We start from the raw sequence: 23,700 nt of genomic DNA, 5'->3' as shown, positions 1-23,700 counted from the left end.
AATGAACCGTAAAAAAATTCTAAGTCTATTTTTAATAGTTACTCTAATTAGTTCATTTTTTGCAGGATGCAAAAAAGAGGAAGCATCTTCAACTAACTCTACAGAAAAAATAAAGATATCGATGACATTAATGGGTGGACCTAAAAAACCTGATACATGGTTCCAAAAAGAACTTGGAAATAAGTTGAATGCGGAATTTGATTTTATTATGCTCCCAGGATGGGAAGAAAAGAATGTTAAAACAAATCTTCTAATGCAGGATAAAGATAAAATGCCTGATGTGCTTTGGTTTAATGGAATGGGCAAAGAATATACGCAGTGGGTAGAAGCAGGTCTTCTTGTTGATTTGATACCTCTTTTAAAGAATACAGCGGATAAAAATATATTGAAAAAAATGACTGCAGAAATGCTATTCCCATATTATAAGGATGGAAAGCTTTATAGAATTCCTACAGATATAGGTGGTAACGGCTGCTGTATGTCAACTTTTGTAAGAAAGGATTGGCTTGATAAATTAGGGCTTGAAGTTCCGAAAACAGTTGATGATTTTATAAAAGTTGCAAGAGCGTTTACAAAGAATGACCCCGATGGTAACGGTAAAAACGATACTTACGGTTTTGGGGGTCAAAATTCAGGATCAGTTGACTGGAGAGCATTTTCACCTATATTCTATGCCTACGGTTATGCACCGGACTTTTTCGGAAAGTATAAGGATGGTACTGTAAAGCTTGGAGCTACAGTTCCAGAAACAAAGCAGGCTTTAATAGTTCTTAGAGATATGTATAAAGAAGGTTTAATTGAACCTACTATATTTACAGGTAATGATATTGGACAGCTCGTATCAAAGAATAAGATAGGTATGTTCTATAGCTGGCAGAGTTTTTATAATCCAGAAGATGGAACAAACAAGGCTTTGAAGGCTAATGTTCCTAATGCGGAGCTTTTGCCAATTGACCCAATAAAAGGACCTGAAGGTTTTAGTGCAGACTATCCAGAGCCGCCAGGATCATGGTGCTATATAAGCGTAACGAGTCATGCTAAAGATCCACAGGCTGTTGTAAATGTTCTTGATAAGATGATGACAAAAGAAATAGGTATGCTTAACGAATATGGCGAAGAAGGAAAACACTACAAAATTGAAAATGGGAAAGTTGTAAGAACAATATCAGAAGAAGAAAAGAATAATCTTGGATTAGGTTCACTTGGTTGGATATGGTTTGGTCCAAAACTTGTAGAAGATCCACCACAGATTGCAAAACTTGCTGAAGATAGAGCAAAGTCTGCTAATGCAGCAAGGGATAGAATACATCACTTTAGCTTAAGCGTTAGAGATAATATGCCTACTTACATGAAACATGCTACTGAAATAGATGATATGATGAATGAGGTATTTGTTGGTATTATAACAGGTCAAAAGGATATATCGGAATATGATAAATTTGTAAATGCATTTTATAACAAATTTGAAGGACATCAAATAGAAAAAGAAGCTACTGATCTTTATAACAGAGAACAGGTGGAATTTGAAAAATTCAAGGAATTTTATGACAAGGAATTAAAAGTACAGTAAAAAGTTTTGGAGATATTTCTAACATAAAATTGTTAGAAATATCTCTTATTTAAGGGAAGTGAAGTAAGATGAGTGAAGTTAATGTTTTGATGAATAAAAAAATAGTAAAGAAAAAAAATACATCTAAAAAAATATGGGCTAATATTTGCAAGTATAAATATTTATATTTACTTATTTTACCGGGGTTCATTCATTTATTGGTATTCAGATACGCAACTATGTATGGCTCGATTATTGCTTTTAAAGACTACAATATGTTCAAGGGAATTTTTGAAAGTCCTTGGGTTGGATTTAAAAATTTTCAAGACTTATTTAATACTCCTAAGTTTCCTTTAGTTATGAAAAATACCCTTATTATAAGCCTCCTTAAAATGATTTTTGGTTTTCCCGCACCAATTATTTTAGCACTTTTATTAAATGAACTTAAAAATCTTAAGTTTAAAAAAGTTACTCAAACAGTTGTGTATCTTCCACACTTTATTTCATGGGTTGTTTTTGCAGGAATAATTAGAGCTTTTCTAAATCCTGTAGATGGCTTTATAAATGAGATAATTAAGGTCTTTACTGGCGGAGTTCCCTATGATTTTTTAGGAAGTAAAAGTACATTCAGAAGTCTTTTGGTAGTTACTGATATATATAAAGGTATTGGATGGGGTACTATTATTTATATGGCAGCTTTAGCGGGAGTTGACCCTGAGCTTTATGAAGCTGCAACTATTGATGGTGCAAATCTTTTTCAGAGAATGTTTTATATAACGCTTCCAAGCATAAAACCTGTTATTATGACGTTGTTTATACTTGGACTTGGCGGAATATTAAATGCAGGTTTTGAACAAATATTCCTTCTTTATAATGATATGGTTCTTCCAGTTGCAGATATAATAGATACTTATATTTATAGAAAAGGTATAAAGGAGGCTGCTTACAGTCTAGGTGCAGCAGCAGGTATGTTTAAATCGGTTATTGCATTAATTCTTGTAATAATTACAAATAAAATTGCAAATAAAATCGGTGAAGAAGGAGTATGGTGATGGAGGTGAGTATATGGCAATAAAAGAATCAAAGGGAGAAAGAATTTTTCATGTTATAAATGTTATACTAATGGTTATTTTAATGATTCTTATGATATATCCTTTCTGGTACGTTATAATGTATTCCTTCAGTAAGCCGGAACTTGCGATGAGCGGTGGAGCTTTTTTAAAGCCAAAGGGTTTTACTCTCGATGCTTATAAAATGGTTTTTAGAAATAGATCTATTTTATATGGATTAAAAACATCTTTGATAGTAACAATAGGAGGAGCAGGTATAGGTACATTAGTTTCTGCAATGACAGCATATCCATTGTCAAAGAAAGATATGCCAGGTAGAAAAATATTTACATACTTATTTTTATTTACAATGTTTTTTGGCGGTGGATTAGTACCGGAATATCTTCTCTTAAAAAAGCTTCACATGCTTGATACTTATTGGGCGTTGTTTCTACCAGGCTGCATCAGTGTATGGAATATTCTTGTTATAAAAAATTTCTACAAAGGTATTCCAGACAGCCTTGAAGAATCTGCAAAGATAGATGGAGCATCGGATTTAACAGTATTTTTTAAGATTATACTGCCTTTATCGAAGCCTATTTTAGCTACAATTGCATTATTTTTAGCTGTAGGTTTTTGGAATGACTTCTTTGGTTCGATAGTATACATTTTTGATAAGGATAAATGGTCCTTACAGGCTGTTCTTAGAGAAATTATTACTAATACTCAGGAGGCTATGACCAGACAGGGAATTACTATTAGAAATGAAAATTCATCAAACGTATCACAAAAGACTCTAACGATGGCAACTATTATGGTTACAACGGTTCCTATTCTGATAGTTTATCCATTTGTACAAAAATATTTTGTAAAGGGTACTATGATTGGGTCAGTAAAGGGTTAACAATATATTATACATAGAACTGACAATTTAAATTGTCAGTTCTATGTATAAAATGGGAAATATTTAATATATAAAGAAAAAGAATGGAGAGTTAAGATGGCTTTAAAAATAATTGCATACTTGGATGATAGTAAAATATGGGATGAAAAAGATATTAAAACAGAAAAACTAACACATATTAATTATGCTTTTGCACATATAAAAGATGGAAAAGTTTCTGCGGATTTAAAAAAGATAGGTATACTGGAAAAAATAAAACATAAAAATCCTGATATTAAAATTTTAATTTCAATCGGCGGATGGGGAGCTGATGGATTCTCTGATGCTGCACTTAACTGTGAGAGCAGGGAGATTTTTTCAGATAGTGCAGTTAAGTTTATGAAAGAAAATGGTTTTGATGGAATTGATTTGGATTGGGAATATCCCTGCTGGGATCAGGCAGGAATAAAGGCAAGAGAGGAAGATAAGTTTAATTTTACTTTAATGCTTAAAAATTTAAGAGAAAAGCTTGATGTGGCAGGGAAAAAAGACGGAAGATATTATCTGCTTACAATAGCAAGCGGAGCTATTGAAGAAATAATTATGGATATGGAAATGCCAGTTATTCATAAATATTTAGATTTTATAAACGTAATGACCTATGATTTAAGAGGCAGTTTTACTAATATTACAGGACATCATGCCAATCTTTTGCCTTTAAAGGGACAAAAAAACAGTATAAGTGCTCATAATTCAATAATGAAGTTAAAAGAGTGTAAAGTGCCGAGCGAAAAAATAGTAATAGGCGCTGCATTTTATGGTAGAATGTGGAAGAATGTAAAAAGTAGTGGTTCTGGGTTAAATGAGACTGCAAAAACTACAGGGGAGTATATGTACGACTATACAGTGCTCCTTGAAGATTATATAAATAAAAATGGATATAAAAGATATTGGGACGATGATGCAAAAGCATGTTATCTTTTTAATGGGGAAAATTTTATTTCTTATGAAGATGAGGAGTCTATTGAAAATAAATGCCGCTATGTAATGGATAATAATCTTGGGGGCATAATGTTTTGGGAGTATTCATTAGATAAAAGCGGAACTCTTTTGGATAAAATTTATAAAATTATTGATAGGAAATTTGAAGGAGAGAATAAAGATGATGCAGCAGTGGTTTGAAGATGCTAAGCTTGGAATATTTATACATTGGGGTATATATGCAGTAAAAGGCGTTTCAGAGTCGTGGTCTTTTTATCATGGAAGTATATCCTATGAAGATTATATGAAGCAGTGTGATGGCTTTACGGCAAAAAATTATGACCCTGAATACTGGGCAGAACTTTTTAAAAACATTGGCGCAAAATATGCTGTTCTTACGACAAAGCATCATGACGGAGTTGCTCTTTGGGATACAAAACTTAGTGATTTAAATGTAGTTAAAAAGACGCCTGCAGGAAAAGATTTAGTTAGGCCCTTCGCAGAGGCAATGAGAAAAGAAGGCATTAAAGTCGGGCTTTATTTTTCACATATTGATTGGTCACATCCTGATTATGCTTCTATTCTAAGAGAAGATGAGAGAGAAGCTGGAGAAAGTTTTAAAAAGCATAAATATACTCATCCAGAGGGTGAAGAAGATTTTGAGGCTTGGGAAAGATTTCTAAAGTTTCACAGGGGGCAGCTTGAAGAACTTATGACTAATTTTGCTCCTGTAGATTTGCTATGGTTTGATGGGGACTGGGAAAAAAGTGCACAGCAGTGGAGAATGAAGGAGCTTAGAGAATTTTTGCACAAGCTAAATCCTAATGTTGTTTTAAATTCGAGAATGTGGGGATATGGGGATTATAAAACTCCTGAGCAAGGGATTCCAATAATAAGACCAGAAGGGCCATGGGAGTTTTGTGTAACTATTAATGATTCATGGGGATATCAGCATAAAGATAAAAATTATAAATCAGTACGACAGCTTATAAGGATGTTTGCTGATTGTATAGGAATGGGTGGGAATATGCTTCTTGATATAGGGCCTATGGAAGATGGAAGTATAGATAAGGAGCAGGAAAAAAGGCTTTTAGGACTTGGAGAGTGGATAAATAAACATAAAGAGGCGATATATGAAACGAAAGCGGGACTTCCCCTTGGACATTTTTATGGGCCTACTACTCTTTCAAAGGATAATAAAACGCTTTACTTATTCTGTTTTGATAAACCTTATGATGATATACCGGTTAAGGGGATAAGAAATAAAATTAAAAAAATATCAGTTCTTGGAAGTGAAAAAGAACTCAGCTATAAAAAAATAGGAGGGGCTCCATGGGTTAATATTCCAGGAATCCTTTGGATAGATGTTGAAGATGAATTTATAGATAAGAATTGTACGGTTATAAAAGTAGAATTTGAAGAGGAATTGGATTTGTATCGTGAAGCTGGACAAAATATTGAATTGAATTAAGGAGGGGTTAAATTGCTGTCAGGTGTTAAAGAACCAAATATAGTTTTTTCTCCACCGCAATATATATGTAAAAAAACGAATAAGGAATTTAACTTAGATGGTAATATAAATAAGCCTTTTTGGGAGGATGCTCCATGGAGTTCTGATTTTGTTGATATTGAAGGAGATTTAAAACCTAAACCTTCAAAAAAAACGAGATTTAAAATGCTTTGGGATGAGGATTATCTTTATTTTGGAGCTTATATGGAAGAAGATAGTATATGGGCAACGTTAACTGAAAGGGATAGTGTTATATTTCATGATAATGATTTTGAAATATTTATAGATCCTGATGGGGATACCCATAATTATTATGAATTTGAAATGAATGCATTAAATACAATCTGGGATTTGTTTTTGCCAAAACCTTACAGAGACAATGGCATACCTGTGAACAGTTTTGATATTAGAGGAATAAAAACAGCGGTTTATATAGACGGTGAGCTTAACAATCCATCAGCTGACAATAAAGGATGGAGTGTTGAGGTTGCTATGCCTTGGACTGTACTTATTGAATGTGCAAAGGAAAAAAGAAAGCCTGTTCATGGGGAATATTGGAGAATTAATTTTTCAAGGGTAGAGTGGAAAACAAAGATTGAAAATAACAGTTATGTAAAATGTTTAAATATAGATACTAATAAGCCTTATCCAGAGGATAACTGGGTTTGGGCACCAACAGGAGTCATTAATATCCATTATCCAGAACTTTGGGGTTTTGTTTGGTTTGCCGAAACAGATGATACTGATTTTATAATTCCGGAAGATGAAATTATTAAGTGGGAACTTAGAAAGCTTTATTACAGACAGAGAAATTATTATGAAAAAAACAAAAAATATTCCAGCGATTTTAATGAATTAAAAGGAGAAGATAAGTTTAATATTTTTCCACAAATAGAGATAACGAGCAGTCTTTTTCAGATGTCTGTAAAATTGAAAGATGGTAAACACAGAATTTGTATAAGAGAAGACGGCTTTGTCTGGAAGGAGTTGCTATAATGCAGAACTGTTTTGAATTAGATAAGGAATATTTGGAAAAAATAGAGCACAAATTCAATATAAAAAAAGATATTGCAAAGAATAGGTATAATGAGCTTTTTTCTGTTTTTAATGATAATTTAACTTCTGAAGAAGAATTTTTACTAAAGTTTTTATATGCTTATATGCCTTTAAATGATATGGCAGATTATAGTGGTGAATTTTTCTTAAAGCATATAAGAAATATTTTAAACATAAAATCAAAGGTTTCCTGGGGAAATAAAATAAGTGGATCTGATTTTCTCCATTTTGTACTGCCGTATAGAATAAATAATGAAAACATAGAAAATTTTACCGAAGTCATGTTTAAAGAGCTGTATCCAAGGATTAAGGATTTATCCATGTATGATGCTATTTGTGAGGTAAATCATTGGTGTCATGAGAAGGCAACTTATATAAGTACAGATATAAGGACAGCATCTCCGCTTACAGTTATTCGTACAGCTTTTGGTAGATGCGGAGAAGAATCTACACTGCTTGTTGCGGCATTAAGAAGTCTTTGCATACCTTCACGTCAATGCTATACTCCAAGATGGGCTCATTGTGATTCTAATCATGCATGGGTTGAAGCATGGGCAGATGGAATATGGTATTTTTTAGGGGCATGTGAGCCGGAACCGAGACTTAATATGGGATGGTTTACAGCACCTTCTAGAAGGGCTATGCTTGTTAATACGCGGATAGCGGGAAATTATACGGGTGCTGAAGAGATAACCTTATCACATGAATGGTATACGGAAATAAATCTTTTAAGAAATTATGCTCCTTGTAAAAATATAAAGGTTAAAATTAAAGATGAAAATGGAAAATTTGTCACAGGGGCACAGGTAAGATTTGAAATTTTTAACAGCGGCGAATTCTGGCCTATTGTAAGGCTTACAACGAATGACAAAGGAGAAGTTTCTTTGACAACAGGATATGGGGATATACTTATTCATGCCCATAAAGATGGAGTTTTTGGTTTTCAGAAAATAAGCGTTAAAGATAATGATGTTTTTGAAGTTATAATATCACAAAAGTCTGTTGCAGAGGGAACTCTTGAATTTAAAATGATTCCTCCACCGGAGATTAAAGATAATGAAACAAGTATAACTGAAGAGGAACAAAAGAGAAATACTTTAATGCTCAAAGAAGAAGATGATATAAGAAAAGCATTTGAAAATACTTTTATAAGTCAAAAAGAGTCAGATGAGCAAGCATATAACTTAGGGCTCCCCAAGGACAGGCTATGGAAGATATTAAAGATGAGCAGAGGAAACAGCCATGAAATATTGAAATTTATAAAAGAACAAACGCCAAAGTACGGAGAATGGCCTTTAAAACTTCTTGAAAGTTTAAAGGAAAAGGATTTAACGGATACATTTATTCCTGTGCTTACGGATCATTTAATATATTCTTTACCATTGAAAGGTAATCATGAGGATGAAGTATTTACTAAATATATAATGTGCCCAAGGGTTAATTACGAGATGATAGGGGCATATAAACATTTTTTTCAGAGCAGATTTTCAAAGCATGAGATTGATGAGTTTAGAAAAGAACCAAAGCTTCTTGTAAATTTTATAAAAAAGAACATAGAAATTTTAGATGGATATAATTATTATGTGGGTTATTCAACCCCAAGAGGTACCTTTGAACTTAAAAAATGTGATTCTCCTTCAGTGGATATTCTTTATGTTGCAATGGCAAGAAGTTTTGGGATTCCAGCAAGGCTGAGAATGGGAGATAAAAAGCCACAGTATTTAAAGAATGGAGAATGGATAGATGTAAATCTGAGAGAAGATAAAGTTTTAAAACAAAATAGAGCAGTATCAAAGATAAGATTTAATTTTGATGATTCTGCACAGAAGCCTGTTTATTTTGGTAATTTTTCAATAGCAAAATTAAATAATGGAATATTTACTTCTCTTGATTTTGAAGATATTGATATAAATCTTTTTAAAGAAGGAGTAGATTTAGAAGAAGGGGAATACAGGCTTACAACAGCAACAAGACTTTCAGATGGAACAGTTCTTGTAAGGTTTACTTTTATAAAAATAAAAGGAAATGAAACCTTAAATATAGATGTTAAATTTTTAAGTGAAGAAACTGAAAATAAATTTTATGGCATATTGCCCATTGATTTTAAAGTCAAAACTTTGAATAATGAAAACTTAAATGCTGTAGACAGCTTAAAGGATAATGGCATTGTATTAGCTTTTATAGAGCCTGATAGGGAACCTACAAAGCATCTTTTGAGAGAGCTTAAAGAATTTTCTAAAGAGTTTAATGAAAAGGGCAACAGGATTTTCCTTATAATAGCAGAAGATAAATATACATCAGCTTTTGATGATAAAGAATTAAGCAATCTTCCTGATAATGTGATATTTTGTATAGATATAAATAATGATGCTTTAAAAGAAATTAAAAAAGCAACAAATAATGATATACCTGAGAAATATCCTATTGTGTACGTTTCAGATAAAGAAGGCAATTTGATATATCAGTCCATTGGATATAAGCTTGGAATTGCAAGTGATATTATAAAAATAATAAATAAATAGGGGGATTTTTATGGTTTTGCTGCCGATGCCTCAGGAAATCAAAAACAGAGATGGGGATTTTACTATATTTTATGATACAAAGATAATATTAGATGAAAGCTGCGTCTTTGATGTTTTGAATGAAGCTTTAAATTTAAATCAGGAGATATTTAAAAAAATTAAAATAAAGCTTCCAATAACAAAATCCTTTAAAAATGATGGGAATTCTATATATTTAAATAAAATAAACGGGGAAAAGGAAAGTTATGAAATAGATATATCAAAAGAGGGGATAGTTATAACAGGGGCAGATGATGCAGGACTGTTTTATGGTATTCAAACTTTAAAACAGATAATACGAAGCAGTGCACCTGTTATTCCAAATCTATATATAAAAGATAAACCTTCTTTTAAAGTAAGAGGCTTTTATCATGATATAACAAGAGGTAAAGTTCCAACATTAGATACTTTAAAAGAATTAGCTGATAAAGCATCTTTTTATAAAATAAACCAGCTTCAGCTTTATATAGAGCATACCTTTGCTTTTAAGAATTTAAGTGAGATGTGGTTAGGAGCTGATCCTTTAACGGCAGAAGAAATACTTATACTAGATGAATATTGCAGAAAAAAACATATTGAGTTAGTTCCATCCCTTGCAACATTTGGACATTTATATACTCTTTTAACAACAAAATCATATAGGCATCTGTGTGAACTTGAAGTAAAGGACAAGCCATTTACATGGTATGATAGAATGGCTCATCATACTATAGATGTATCAAATGAGGAAAGTTTAAAACTTATAGATAAAATGCTTGAAGAATTTATTCCTCTTTTTTCGTCGGACAAATTTAATATTTGCTGCGACGAAACTTTTGATATAGGTGAGGGCAAGAATAAGGGGTTAGCTGAAAAACTTGGCAAAGGTCAGTTATATCTTGATTTCTTAAATAAAATTATAGGATGCGTTAAAAAATATAACAAAAAAGTTATGTTTTGGGGAGACATAGTCTTAAGGCACAGAGAAGTTCTGAAAGATTTACCAAAGGACTTAATTTGTCTTAACTGGAACTATGCTCCAAATCCTTGTGAAGATAATATAAAGATAATATCGGAATGTGGTCTTGAACAGTATGTATGCCCGGGTGTTGGCGGATGGAATCTTCTTATGAATATATATGATTCTGCATTTTCAAACATAAAAAATATGGTTCGATATGGGAAAAAATATAATGCTGAAGGCGTTTTAAACACTGATTGGGGAGATTTTGGACATATTAATTTATATCAGGGTTCGATTATTGGTATGATTTACGGGGCAGCACTTTCATGGAATGCAGATTATGATGAGGATTTTGATATTGTAGATAAAAATATATCAAAGTTGGAGTATGGGGATAATACGGAAAACTTAGTGGGGCTTTTAAGACAACTTTCAAGATGTCAGTTGTTTCCACATAATTATATAGCTCTTTGGTGGTATAATAAGATTTTTTCTGATATAGAAATTACTCAAATGCAGAAAGAAGAATTTTTCTCACAGACAAATGAGCAATATAAACAGGCTCATATAAAGATAAAGGAAATATTAGGTGATATTATGAAGCTTTCGCAGCGGGTAACTGTTGATAAGAGTATAGATTTTGAGGAGTTTTATGTGTCTGCGAGAGGGATAGAGCTTCAAAATGCTCTTGCACTTGTAATAAGGAAATATGATTTGAATAAAGAAGACAGTATATTAATATATGAACCTGAAGAACTTGCAAGGCTTATTGAGTATTGGATATATGATTATATAAAGGTATGGAGAAAGAGAAATAAAGAAAGTGAGTTGTATAGAATAAGAGATTTTTATAAGGAAATATGCGGCTATTTAAGGGACATAAAAAATTTATATTGATAAGGGGGATATTATTATGACACCTAAAGAAAGAGCGGTAAAAGCATTAACTTTGCAGATACCAGATTATGTACCTACATTTGAATTGGAGTTTCAGCTTGAAGATATTATGTTTGGCAAGAAATTTTTGCATCAGGAGGATTTAAAGGATAAGTCTCCCAAAGAAAGAGAAAAACTTATAAAGGAAAATGCTGAATATATGCTCTTTGTTTATGAAGAACTTGAATATTCTATAATACCAATTCATTATTTGGATTTGCATGGGATTATAGATACTGCAAGATATATAAGAAAGATGTCAGGGGATAAATTTATGTTAACTACTCATGGAGATGGTACTTTTGCTATTCCTGATGGAAATGAAATGTATGAATTTGCTTATGCAATTGCTGATGATCCTGAGGGCGTAAAACAAAAGGCAGAAAATATGGCATTAGAAGCAATAGAAAGAAATAAAAAACTTGCAGATGCTGGTTTTGATTGTTTGATATTGTGTTCAGATTATTGCTATAATTCAGGTCCTTTCCTATCACCAGCAATGTTTAAAGAATATATACAGCCATATCTTTATAAGATTATTGATGAAGCTAAAAAATGTGGTATGTATACGATAAAACATACCGATGGTAATATAATGCCTATTTTAGATCAACTTGTAGAGTGCAGACCAGATGCTATTCATTCTATTGATCCAATGGCAAAAGTTGATATAAAGGAAGTAAAAAGACTTATTGGAGATAAAGTATGTTTATGTGGAAATGTTAATTGTGCATTAATGCAGACAGGTACTGATGAAGAAGTAATAGAGAGTGCAGAATATTGTTTAACACATGGAAAACCTAATGGAGGGTATATCTTTTGTACAAGCAATATACCTTTTGCGGGACTGCCAGTTGAAAGATATAAACTTGTTTTAGATGTTTGGAAGAAATTAAGATATTATTAAATTAAAAAAAATTCCTCTTGATTCAAAAAATCAAGAGGAATTTTTTTTAGGTGTGTCTGACATAGGCTACAATTTGACGGTGAAAGTATAATATGGTATTGGTAGAGGCAAGCATTTTTTAGTCAGAGGAGAATTTTGCTAAAAACTGAAACTATTTATAAAACATATTTGTCTAATAGTTGCAACATGAATTCATGTTAATAATACTACGGGAGGGATAATTCTGAAGGAAGTTATTTTAAAAGCCATGCATGGAGATGGAGAGAGTTTTTCGCTTCTTATAAAAGAGAGAAAAGAAAAAATTTACAGGATAGCATACAGTTACGTAAACAATGCTGATGATGCACTTGAAATAGTTCAGGAAGTTGTTTATAAAGCTTTTTTATCTATTAAGATGTTAAAATATCCTGAGTATTTTGATACATGGATTATTAGAATAACTATAAATACGAGTATAAATTATTTAAAAAGATATAAAAAAGTTTTATATCTTAATGAAGAATTTGATAATTATATTTCAGAGGGAAGTCCTGCTTATAATGAAGAAGTTATAGATCTTTATAATGCTTTAAGTAAACTTGATGCTAAATATAAAACAGTAGTAATACTAAAATATTTTGAAGATTTAACTTTTCAAGAGATATCAGATATACTTGATTTACCTGTAAATACTGTAAAGACACAGCTATATCGTGCATTGGATATAATGAAGTTAGAACTTGACAAGGAGGGAAGCAGAATTGGATAAAAGAATAAATGATTTAAAAAAGATGTATATGGACGTTAAAATACCAGATGATATAGATTATATTATTGATGAAGCAGTTAAGAAAGGGGAGATTAAAATGAAAAATAAATTAAAAATAAATTTAATTAAAGGGATATCGTCTATTGCTGCTGTATTTTTAATTTTTGCTGTAAGTGTTAATACAATTCCTGTTTTTGCAAACTCTATGAGCGATGTACCTGTAATAGGAAAACTTGTTCAAGTTTTGCAGTTTACTGATAATAAAGCTCAGGGTGGTAATATGACTGACGGGGTTGATATTGGTATGATATCTTTAAAAAAAGCAGGAAATAGTGAAGAGGTAATTATTAAATTTGATAAGAGTGGAGATAATATAGCTCCAAGTTATAATATTAAATATGACAAGTATCCTTATTCGATGATTTTTACAGTTTCTGGTGTTAGAAGGTTTTCTGCTGAAAAGGATTTTGAAGCGTTAAAGTATAGCAGTTTAATATCTGATTCTTATAATATAATAACACTTGATGATTCTGCAGTACGTTTTGCAATTAATTTCAAAAAACCTGTTAAATATGAAGTAAAAGAGTATAAAGAACCTGCACAAATTGTTATATCATTAAAGGAGGATAAAAAAGGCGGTGATAAGGCATCTTATATAGTAAGAACTAATTCCTATCCACAAGGAGAAACTTTAGGAATTTTAGAAGAAAGACTGTATGAATTTGAAAATATAAAGATTGTCAAAGATGATAAAGGTACTTTTGTAGTTGAAGCAGGTGCTTTTGAAAATGAAGAAAAAGCAAAAGAAAGAATAAGGGAGATAATAAATAAGTGCGGTTCAGATATAAAATTATATGTTGAAAAAAGAGATGCAGGGCAGCTTCCAAAACAAATACATTAATTTAAAAAGCTTCTGGAATTTCCAGAGGCTTTTTAAGGTTATAAATTTCAAATGACTTTTGTTCAATAAAATAACTATAGTACAAAAATTTTAATAAAGGTATGGAGATTATACAGTAAAAAATTCGAACTAATTCAATAAAAAAAACTTGTTGTGGGTTAATATAAAATTGATGCAAGCATCAATAATATTTTTGCGAAAATATTTGAAACAAGCTTATTCAGAAAATTTAGGCTTTTATAAAAAGGGGGGATTTTTGTGATTGAAGTTTTAGGAAAAGTTGATGTGGCTGCAATTGCTGCTAAAAAGAAATTATCATCACAATTTTTTAGAAAAGGCATTATAATTGCCTTGTTTTCCGGTTTAATGTATGGATTTTATTCAGCTTTTTTGACACTTGGAATGAAAAATGGAGTGTGGGCTGACTGGTATGGCGCAAATACAGCTGCGCTGTCTGTTTTTGTTATTACATATTTATTAGGTGCTCTTGGAAGTGCTGTAAATGATATATGTAGTGCAATTTGGGCAATGATTGTTGCAGCTGTTAAGGGAAAATTTGGGGATTTCTTAAGATGCATTAATAGCGTACCAGGAAGAGTTATGATTTTAGCAGCTCTTATAGGAGGGCCTATTTCAAGCACAGCTTATGTAGTTGGTCTTCAAATGGCAGGCTCAATTGTTATACCAATAACTGCGCTTTGCCCAGCAATTGGTGCTATTTTAGGAAGAATTTTGTTTAAACAGCAATTAAACAAAAGAATGACATTAGGAATTATAATTTGTGTTGCTGCCAGTTTTATTATAGGAAGTACAAGTATTGGTGCTGATGCACAGAAAGGAGCATTTGCAGGAATATGTATAGCTTTCATAGCTGCCCTTGGCTGGGGATTTGAAGGTTGTGTGGCAGGCTATGGGACATCTATGATTGATCCTGAAATTGGAATTACAATACGTCAAGCTACATCTGGTATAGCAAATCTAATCATTTTACTTCCTATATTTGGTATTATGGCAGGAAATGCTAAGCTTTCAATGGAACTTGCATACCAAGCATTTACAAGCGGTTCTTCTATGATATGGTTTGCAGTAAGCGGTCTTTGTGCATATCTATCATATATGAGCTGGTATAGAGGAAACAGTATGTGTGGAGTTGCTCTTGGTATGGCATGTAATGGTACATATTCATTTTGGGGACCATTTTGTTGCTATATTGTGCTGGGTATAATTTTTGGAATGGATGGATGGGCATTACCTCCTGTTGTTTGGTTTGGTGCAATAATGATGATGTTTGGTATCTTAGTAATATCAATGAATCCGCTTGATTTGTTTAGAAAAAGGGATACAGAGATATAGAATAGAGAATTTTCAATAGTTAGAATTATTAAAAAATCATGTAGTTATTTAAAAACTGTATATGTAAATTAAATTCTACAAAGTAAAAGACAAATAAATCGAAAGGAGGAAGTGTTCTATGGCTGCAGGTTCACAAAAAGTAAGTTTACAAGCAAACATTGCTTATAAAAAATACAGAAGTAATTTTTTAAAAAAGGGTATAGCCATAGCTTTATTTTCAGGACTTACCTATGGAATGTATACAGCACTTATCACAATGGCTATGACAAAAGGAGTATGGGCTGATTGGTATGGTGATAATAAAGCAAAGTTATCAGCGTTTGTTATAGCTTATGTTATAGCTGCACTTGGTAATGCAATAAATGATACATGTAGTGCAGTATGGGCAATATTATATTCAATAGTTAAAGGTAAATTTGGAGATTTTGTAAGATGTGTAAAGTCAACCCCTGGTCGTATGATACTGTTAGCGGCTCTTTTGGGAGGCCCTATTGCTGGGACAGCTTATGTTATATCTCTTCAAATGGCGGGCTCAATAGTTGTTCCAATATCGGCTCTTTGTCCTGCTATTGCTGCTATATTAAGTAGAATTTTATTCAAGCAAGAATTAAATAAACGTATGATGGTTGGTATAGCAATATGTGTTTTTGCAAGCTTCTTAATTGGCAGTACAAGCATTAGTGGTAGCTCAGCTTCAGCAAACACTGTTGTTGGTATAATTATAGCAGTTATTGCAGCCCTTGGATGGGGATTAGAAGGTTGCTTAGCAGGGTATGGTTCGGCAATGGTCGATCCTCAGATAGGTATATGTATTCGACAGGTGACATCAGGAATAGCAAATCTGTTTATTTTAGTTCCCTTCTTCTCACTTTTGGCTGGTGATATAGGTCTTTCAGTTAATCTTCTTACTCAGGCAGTTACGAGTGGTGCAGCAATGCCTTGGTTCATATTAAGTGGTCTATTTACAGTTATTACTTTTACCGCATGGTATGCTGGAAATAGTATGTGTGGAGCAGGACTTGGTACAGCATGTAATGGTACTTATGCGTTCTTTGGACCATTGTTTTGTCTGTTGCTATTAGGAATTTATGGAGGTATGCCTGGATGGTCACTGCCTTCAGTTGCATGGGTAGGAGCTGTAATAATGACTTTTGGTATTTTTGTCATATCAATGAACCCGCTCGATTTGTTAAGAAAGAACAAAGAAAAAGAAGAGGAGGTTGAAACATATGATGCCGCTTAATTATGCGATTCTAAAATATTTTACTAAAGTTGAAGAAGCTTGTGCAGATGATGTTATTAATGCGTTAAAAGATACCTATGGAAATTTTAAAGCTCTAAATAAAAAAGATGTTATTACTGCTTTAATGACAGCAGAAGCTAACGGTCTAATTGAGGAAACAAGATTTGAGTTGGATAATAATAATGAGCTAAAGGTTTATTATCATGCCCATGAAGAAGGTGCAGCTACAATTAATAAATATATTAAAGATTGAAATTTTGGGTTATTATTTGAGCTCTTTGAGTTCTAATAACAAATAGATTTATTTAAGCATAGGAACTTTAATTTTAAGAAACAATTTTCTTGAAATTAAATTATCCTAAATATGCAGTATTAAGAAAAAAGGAGGGTTTTTAAATGAGGTATTATGGTGAAGAAGCATTGGGTCTTGTGGAAACATTAGGTATGGTTCCTGCAATTGAAGCGGCAGATAAAATGCTAAAAGCTGCTGATGTCGAGCTTATATCGTATGAAAACGTAGGTTCTACTCTTGTTACAATAATGGTAAAAGGAGATGTTGCTGCAGTTAAGGCAGCTGTGGAAGCAGGAGCTGCTGCAGCTTCAGCAATAGGCAAATTAACAGCCAAAAATGTTATGGCAAGACCAATTAAGCCAGTTGGAGACATTGTTTCAATTTATGATATTGATGCTTAAAAATAAAGTGGAAGAGAGGAACTACAGATGGGTAAATATAATGCTTTAGGTTTAATAGAAACATTTGGTATTGTTTACGCTTTAGAAGCTGCTGATGCTATGTGTAAGGCAGCTGATGTGGAACTTATCGGCTTTGAAAACGTTGCATCTGGTTATATTTCAGTATTGGTTCGTGGAGATGTAGGAGCTTGTAAAACAGCTGTAGAAACTGGAGTTAAGGCTGTAGAAGATATGGGAACGGAAGTATATAGTTCAGTTGTAATTGCAAGCCCTCACAAAGATCTTGAGAAAATTATATCACGTTATTCTATTAAAAATTTAATACCTGAAAACGAATAAAGAATAAAAAAGGAGAGTTAGAGATGAATATTATAGATAATGATTTACTCTCCATCCAAGAGGCACGTATTCTTTCGGAAAATGCCAGCGAGGCGCAAAAGAAGCTGGCAGTTTTTCCACAGGAAAAACTGGATGAAATTGTAGAGCGCATTGCAAAAGAATTAGATAAGTATTCAAAAGAGCTTGCAATCATGTCCCATGATGAAACTGACTATGGTAAATGGGAGGATAAGTATATAAAAAATCGATTTGTTTGTGAATATTTACCTAAGATACTTAGAGGAATGCGTTGTGTAGGTGTAATTAATGATGATAAAAAGAATAAAACAATGGATATTGGTGTGCCAAAAGGTGTGATTATTGCATTATGTCCTGCTACAAGTCCTGTTTCAACTACAATATACAAGGCTTTAATTGCGATAAAATCAGGCAATGCAATTATTTTTTCTCCACATCCAAGAGCTAAAAACACAATACATAAAGTTCTTGATATTATGATACACACAGCCGAAACATATGGGCTTCCATCTGGAGCACTTTCGTATCTGCATACTGTTGCTAAGGCTGGTACGATAGAACTTATGAATCACAAATCAACATCGTTGATTATTAATACTGGAGTTCCTAAAATGCTCAAGGAGGCCTATAAATCTGGTAAACCTGTCATTTATGGAGGAAATGGAAATGGACCTGCTTTTATTGAACGTACAGCTGATATAAGAAATGCAGTAAAAGATATTATTAATAGTAAAATCTTTGATAATGGCATGGTATCAGCTGCAGAACAGGCAGTAGTGGTAGACAGCCCTATTGCTGCTGAAGTGAAGCAGGAAATGAAGAGTAATGGTGCTTATTTTATGTCAGAACAAGAGTCTAAAATCCTTGGTTTATTGTTATTTAATCAGGATGGGTCAATGAATCCTCAAATGGTCGGGAAGAGTGCATATGAATTAGCAAAAAGAGCAGGTTTTAGTGTTCCAGAAAGTACAACAATACTTATATCAGAGCAAAAATACGTTTCTGAAAACAATCCATACTCAAAAGAAAAACTTTGCCCTGTATTGGCTTATTATATTGAGGATGATTGGATGCATGCTTGTGAAAAATGTATAGAGCTGCTTCTAAACGAAAAAAAAGGACATACTCTTGTCATACATTCCAAAGATGAAGATGTAATTCGTCAATTTGCACTAAAGAAACCTGTTGGAAGAGTGCTTGTTAATACTCCTGCTACCTTTGGTAGTATGGGAATTACAACTAACTTATTTCCAGCAATGACTTTAGGAAGTGGTTCAGCAGGTGAAGGCATGACATCGGATAATATTTCGCCTATGAATCTTATTTATATTCGAAAAGTTGGATATGGGGTAAGAAAGATTGAAAATATATTTAATGAAGTGTTTATAACGAAAAAAAATTCTGAAAATTACATGGAATATAGTTCTGAAGATTTGAAGTTTTTTCAAGATATATTAAAAAAAATTATGAATGAAATTGAATAGCTCAAATGCTAAAGATTACAAAAGATGACAAATACAATTAATTACATGAACCAAAATATTTTTGAAGAAAAGAGGTAATAGCATTGGATATTCGTGAATTTTCAAATAAATTTGCGGAAGCGACAAAAAATATGTCTGCTCAAGAAAGAGCAGCATTAATGAAGATGTTTGAAAGCATTTCAAAGGAGATTACAAATGAAGAATCTGAATCATGTTCAGCATCTTCAACTTGCTATGAAGATACAGGGATTCCAAATGGAATGACAGAACGTTTAAAAAGACTAAAAGAAAATTATTTAAAGCAGGTTCCATCAATAACAACATATCGTGCAAGAGCTATTACAAAGATAGCTAAAGAAAATCCAGGAATGCCAAAAATTATGCTTCGTGCTAAGTGTTTCCGTTATTGCTGTGAAACAGCACCTCTTGTAATACAAGATGATGAATTAATCGTAGGGGCTCCTAATGGTGCACCACGTGCTGGAGCATTTTCTCCTGATATAGCTTGGAGATGGCTTGAAAATGAACTTGATACGATTGGGACAAGACCTCAGGATCCTTTTTATATCTCTGAAGAAGATAAGAAAATAATGCGTGAAGAACTATTTCCTTTCTGGAAAGGTAAGTCAGTTGATGAATATTGTGAAGATCAGTATAAAGAAGCAGGGGTTTGGGAACTTTCAGCAGAATCATTTGTTTCAGACTGCTCGTATCATGCAATTAATGGAGGAGGAGACTCAAATCCGGGATATGATGTAATTTTAATGAAAAAAGGTATGCTTGATATTCAGCAAGAAGCTAAAGAACATTTAGCAAAACTTGACTATGAAAACCCTGATGATATTGAAAAGATATATTTCTATAAATCTGTTATTGATACTACTGAAGGTATAATGATTTATGCTAAACGTCTGTCTGATTATGCAGCAGAACTTGCTGCAAAGGAAACAAATCCTAAACGTAAGGCAGAGCTTCAAAGAATTTCAGAAGTTAATGCTTGGGTTCCAGCACATAAGCCACGTAATTTCTGGGAGGCTATTCAGGCAGTATGGACTATTGAATCTCTTCTTGTAGTTGAAGAAAACCAGACAGGTATGTCAATAGGTCGTGTAGATCAATATATGTATCCGTTTTATAAGGCAGATATAGAATCAGGCCGTATGACTCAACGTGAAGCCTTTGAACTTGCAGGGTGTATGCTTATAAAGATGTCAGAAATGATGTGGGTAACAAGCGAAGCTAGTTCAAAGTTTTTTGCAGGATATCAGCCCTTTGTTAATATGACGGTTGGAGGAGTTACCAGAGACGGTCGTGATGCAACAAATGAACTTACTTATCTTTTAATGGATGCCGTTCGTCATGTTAAGGTTTATCAACCATCATTGGCGTGCCGTATACACAACAAGTCACCTAAAAAGTATTTGAAAAAGATTGTTGATGTAGTTCGTGCTGGTATGGGATTTCCAGCTTGCCATTTTGATGATGCACATATAAAAATGATGTTGGCAAAAGGTGTCTCAATAGAAGATGCAAGAGATTATTGCATGATGGGATGCGTTGAACCTCAAAAGGCAGGTCGTTTATATCAATGGACTTCAACAGCATATACACAATGGCCAATTTGTATTGAACTTGTTCTAAATCATGGTGTTCCGTTATGGTATGGAAAACAGGTTTGCCCTGATATGGGAGATTTAAGTCAATACAAGACATATGAACAATTTGATGCTGCTGTTAAAGAAATGATTAAATATATTACAAAATGGACTGCTGTTGCTACAGTTATTTCACAGCGTGTTCACAGAGAATTAGCTCCAAAGCCTTTAATGTCAATAATGTATGAAGGATGTATGGAAAAAGGTAAGGATGTCTCATCAGGTGGTGCTATGTATAATTTTGGTCCAGGTGTTGTATGGACAGGATTAGCAACATACACAGATTCTATGGCTGCTATAAAGAAATTAGTATTCGATGAAAAGAAATATACTTTAGAGCAATTAAATGAAGCATTAAAGGCAGATTTTGTAGGATATGAACAAATAAGAAAGGATTGCCTTGCAGCACCTAAGTATGGTAATGATGAGGATTATGCAGATTTAATTGCAGCTGATCTTATCAATTTTACAGAGATGGAACATAGAAAATATAAAACGCTCTATTCAGTAATGAGCCACGGTACATTATCTATCTCCAATAATACCCCATTTGGTCAGCTTACAGGAGCATCTGCTAACGGACGTAAGGCCTGGACCCCACTTTCAGATGGAATAAGTCCGACTCAGGGTGCTGATTACAAGGGACCAACCGCAATTGTTAAATCTGTTTCAAAGATGGCTGTAGATAATATGAATATTGGTATGGTTCATAATTTCAAACTTATGGCAGGACTTCTTGATACCCCAGAAGGTGAAGAAGGACTAATTACATTACTGCGTACTGCTTGTATGCTTGGTAATGGACAAATGCAATTCAATTACTTGGATAATAATACATTAATTGAGGCACAGAAGCATCCTGAACAATATCGTGATCTTATTGTTCGTGTAGCAGGTTACAGTGCATTCTTTGTTGAACTTTGCAAGGATGTTCAAGATGAGATTATAAGTAGAACAATGCTGACACATTTTTAGTCAAAGGATATATTATTTAGCTGCCGCCTGTAACTGCATGCTGTAAGGTGTGCAGTTATAGAGGCAGTTTAATTCTTTGTGTTGATTAGTAAATTTAATCAAATGGGGGAAAAGATAATGAGCGGTACAAACTTAACAGTTGTTGAGAGAAAAGCATTTATTTTTAATGTTCAAAAATACAATATCTATGATGGGCCAGGCGTAAGAACATTAATATTTTTTAAGGGATGCCCATTGCGATGTAAATGGTGCTCAAATCCAGAGGGATTGGAAAAAAAGTATCAGGTTATGCTTAAAAGAAATCTATGTGTTGATTGTGGTGCGTGTGTTTCAGTTTGTCCCGTTGGAATACATTCCATTTCAAAGGAACAAAAACATGAAGTAAATCGAAATATAGACTGTATAGGCTGCCGCCGATGCGAAGAAGTCTGCCCCCAATCTGCAATGACAATTGTTGGAGAAATAAAAACGGTTTCTGAACTTATGAAAGTTATTGAAGAAGACAGAAGCTTTTATGAGCTTTCAGGTGGTGGTGTTACTCTCGGAGGTGGTGAAGTCACAATGCAGGCAGAATTTGCTGCAAACCTGCTTGCAGCATGTAAGCAAGAGGGAATTAACACTGCAATTGAAACTTGTGGATATGTAAAACTTGAAACTGTGCTTAAAATTGCTGAATTTACAGATTTATTTCTTTTTGATATAAAGCATATGGATTCTGAACGCCATTATCAATTAACAGGAGTTCATAATGAACTTATTTTAGGAAATTTGAAAGAACTTCTTAACCGCAGGTTTAATGTTAAGGTCAGAATGCCATTATTAAAAGGAATAAATGATAGCCAAGAAGAGATTGAAAGTGTAGTTAAATTTTTAATGCCTTTCCGTGATTTTAAAAATTTTAAAGGTATAGACTTACTTCCTTATCATAAGCTTGGCGTAAATAAATATGAACAATTGAATAAGGAATACCCAATAAAGGGAGATCCAAGTTTGAATAAAGATGAATTGGATATGATTGAAAGTTGGGTTAAGAAGTATGATTTACCAGTTCAAGTAATCAGACATTGATAAAAGGGATTGTTACAATATATGGATTGAGAGGTAGCTTTTATGGATTTGGTTGGCGAAAAAGCTGTGCAGCGTGTTATAGAGGAATCTGTACCAGGGAAACAAGTCACTATAGCTCATGTTATAGCTTCACCTATGCCGGATATTTATGAACGTTTGGGAATAGATGATAAGGGAGCAATAGGAATTTTAACCTTAACACCCTATGAAACGGCTATTATTGCAGCTGATATAGCTACTAAGACTGCTGATGTTGAGATTGGATTTCTGGATCGTTTTACGGGTTCTGTTGTTTTAACTGGAGATGTTCAAGCTGTTGAAACAGCACTTAATGCGGTAAATGATACATTAAAAAATCTTTTGGATTTTATGACGGCCCCAGTTACAAGAACATGAGAAAGAAAAGAATAATGGTCATAGGACCAACGAAGTGCGGAAAAACAACGTTGGTTAATTCTCTAAATGATTACGATGGCCCATTAAGGAAAACGCAGGATGTTATTTACGGAAAGAACACTATAGACGTTCCAGGATCTTATATTGAAAATACATGGATGTATAAACATTTGATTGCAATTGCCCAAGATGCATCTCATGTTTTGATTTTGATTGATCAGTCAAATTGCACAGATGTTTATTCCCCTAATTTTGCAAAGGCATTTATATGTCCAGTAATCGGCGTTATAACCAAGGTTGATTTAATGAAGGAAAATGAAGAACGTTGCATTAGACTTTTAAAACAAATAGGAATTTTAGAGCCTTATTATAAGATTAGTGTTCCAGGCGGAATAGGTATAACCGATTTAAAAGAATATCTGTTTTTAAATAAAAGGTAAAGGGGGATTGGG

Annotated in this window: 21 protein-coding genes; all 21 read left to right on the top strand. The window is 33.1% G+C overall.

Translation table 11 applies throughout. From position 1 onward, the window contains the following. Position 1 precedes the first annotated feature (1 nt). The 21 genes from B5D15_RS00710 (at position 2) to B5D15_RS00610 (ending at position 23,688) form a co-directional block, all read left to right on the top strand. Positions 2–1,570: an extracellular solute-binding protein gene (locus B5D15_RS00710; RefSeq protein ID WP_078695179.1), complete on the top strand. Its 1,569-nt coding sequence runs from the start codon at positions 2–4 to the stop codon at positions 1,568–1,570. A gap of 68 nt (positions 1,571–1,638) precedes the next feature. After that, entirely contained in the window at positions 1,639–2,601 is a 963-nt protein-coding gene (locus B5D15_RS00705) for an ABC transporter permease (protein WP_078695178.1), read from the top strand. Positions 2,602–2,614: 13 nt separating this feature from the next. Further along, a complete protein-coding gene (locus B5D15_RS00700) occupies positions 2,615–3,502 on the top strand; it encodes a carbohydrate ABC transporter permease (protein ID WP_078695177.1) in 888 nt (295 codons plus the stop codon). 96 nt (positions 3,503–3,598) lie between these two features. After that, the gene (locus B5D15_RS00695) at positions 3,599–4,663 is read left to right on the top strand and encodes a glycoside hydrolase family 18 protein (protein WP_078695176.1); all 1,065 of its coding nucleotides are present in this window, start codon (positions 3,599–3,601) and stop codon (positions 4,661–4,663) included. Next, entirely contained in the window at positions 4,614–5,933 is a 1,320-nt protein-coding gene (locus B5D15_RS00690; protein WP_242948656.1) for an alpha-L-fucosidase, read from the top strand. Before B5D15_RS00695 ends, B5D15_RS00690 begins: the two co-directional genes overlap by 50 nt. 12 nt (positions 5,934–5,945) lie before the next feature. Further along, a complete protein-coding gene (locus B5D15_RS00685) occupies positions 5,946–6,968 on the top strand; it encodes a carbohydrate-binding family 9-like protein (protein WP_078695174.1) in 1,023 nt (340 codons plus the stop codon). Continuing rightward, a complete protein-coding gene (locus tag B5D15_RS00680) occupies positions 6,968–9,550 on the top strand; it encodes a transglutaminase family protein (RefSeq protein ID WP_078695173.1) in 2,583 nt (860 codons plus the stop codon). The genes B5D15_RS00685 and B5D15_RS00680 overlap by 1 nt, the downstream gene beginning before the upstream one ends. A gap of 10 nt (positions 9,551–9,560) precedes the next feature. Then, positions 9,561–11,429, top strand: coding sequence for a glycoside hydrolase family 20 zincin-like fold domain-containing protein (locus B5D15_RS00675; RefSeq protein ID WP_078695172.1), 1,869 nt, complete (start codon positions 9,561–9,563; stop codon positions 11,427–11,429). Between the two features lie 16 nt (positions 11,430–11,445). After that, complete coding sequence (locus tag B5D15_RS00670; RefSeq protein ID WP_078695171.1) at positions 11,446–12,375, top strand: uroporphyrinogen decarboxylase family protein; 930 nt, start codon at positions 11,446–11,448, stop codon at positions 12,373–12,375. Positions 12,376–12,622: 247 nt separating this feature from the next. After that, on the top strand, positions 12,623–13,123 hold the full coding sequence (locus tag B5D15_RS00665; protein ID WP_078695170.1) for a sigma-70 family RNA polymerase sigma factor: 501 nt from the start codon (positions 12,623–12,625) through the stop codon (positions 13,121–13,123). After that, the gene (locus B5D15_RS00660; protein ID WP_078695169.1) at positions 13,116–14,024 is read left to right on the top strand and encodes a DUF4179 domain-containing protein; all 909 of its coding nucleotides are present in this window, start codon (positions 13,116–13,118) and stop codon (positions 14,022–14,024) included. Before B5D15_RS00665 ends, B5D15_RS00660 begins: the two co-directional genes overlap by 8 nt. Positions 14,025–14,282: 258 nt before the next feature. Beyond that, a complete protein-coding gene (locus B5D15_RS00655; protein WP_143287161.1) occupies positions 14,283–15,377 on the top strand; it encodes a hypothetical protein in 1,095 nt (364 codons plus the stop codon). A gap of 118 nt (positions 15,378–15,495) precedes the next feature. Next, the gene (locus tag B5D15_RS00650) at positions 15,496–16,620 is read left to right on the top strand and encodes a hypothetical protein (protein ID WP_078695168.1); all 1,125 of its coding nucleotides are present in this window, start codon (positions 15,496–15,498) and stop codon (positions 16,618–16,620) included. Then, the gene (locus tag B5D15_RS00645) at positions 16,607–16,873 is read left to right on the top strand and encodes a hypothetical protein (protein ID WP_078695167.1); all 267 of its coding nucleotides are present in this window, start codon (positions 16,607–16,609) and stop codon (positions 16,871–16,873) included. The genes B5D15_RS00650 and B5D15_RS00645 overlap by 14 nt, the downstream gene beginning before the upstream one ends. A 143-nt stretch (positions 16,874–17,016) precedes the next feature. Further along, entirely contained in the window at positions 17,017–17,313 is a 297-nt protein-coding gene (locus tag B5D15_RS00640) for a BMC domain-containing protein (protein ID WP_078695166.1), read from the top strand. A 27-nt stretch (positions 17,314–17,340) separates the two neighbouring features. Next, positions 17,341–17,652, top strand: coding sequence for a BMC domain-containing protein (locus B5D15_RS00635; protein ID WP_078695165.1), 312 nt, complete (start codon positions 17,341–17,343; stop codon positions 17,650–17,652). A 23-nt stretch (positions 17,653–17,675) separates the two neighbouring features. Continuing rightward, the gene (locus tag B5D15_RS00630; protein ID WP_078695164.1) at positions 17,676–19,154 is read left to right on the top strand and encodes an aldehyde dehydrogenase family protein; all 1,479 of its coding nucleotides are present in this window, start codon (positions 17,676–17,678) and stop codon (positions 19,152–19,154) included. Positions 19,155–19,237: 83 nt separating this feature from the next. Further along, positions 19,238–21,784 (top strand): choline trimethylamine-lyase, encoded by a 2,547-nt coding sequence (gene cutC / locus B5D15_RS00625; RefSeq protein WP_078695163.1) that lies wholly within the window; start codon positions 19,238–19,240, stop codon positions 21,782–21,784. Between the two features lie 117 nt (positions 21,785–21,901). Then, positions 21,902–22,852 (top strand): choline TMA-lyase-activating enzyme, encoded by a 951-nt coding sequence (gene cutD / locus B5D15_RS00620; RefSeq protein WP_078695162.1) that lies wholly within the window; start codon positions 21,902–21,904, stop codon positions 22,850–22,852. A 42-nt stretch (positions 22,853–22,894) separates the two neighbouring features. Further along, positions 22,895–23,248, top strand: coding sequence for a BMC domain-containing protein (locus B5D15_RS00615; RefSeq protein ID WP_078695161.1), 354 nt, complete (start codon positions 22,895–22,897; stop codon positions 23,246–23,248). Next, entirely contained in the window at positions 23,245–23,688 is a 444-nt protein-coding gene (locus B5D15_RS00610) for a EutP/PduV family microcompartment system protein (RefSeq protein WP_078695160.1), read from the top strand. The genes B5D15_RS00615 and B5D15_RS00610 overlap by 4 nt, the downstream gene beginning before the upstream one ends. Positions 23,689–23,700 lie beyond the last annotated feature (12 nt).

This window comes from Caloramator quimbayensis, from assembly GCF_900167605.1.
GTDB lineage: Bacteria > Bacillota > Clostridia > Clostridiales > Caloramatoraceae > Caloramator_B > Caloramator_B quimbayensis.
The sequence above is the reverse complement of the archived record's forward strand: the minus strand, read 5'-3'. Positions and strand labels throughout refer to the sequence as shown.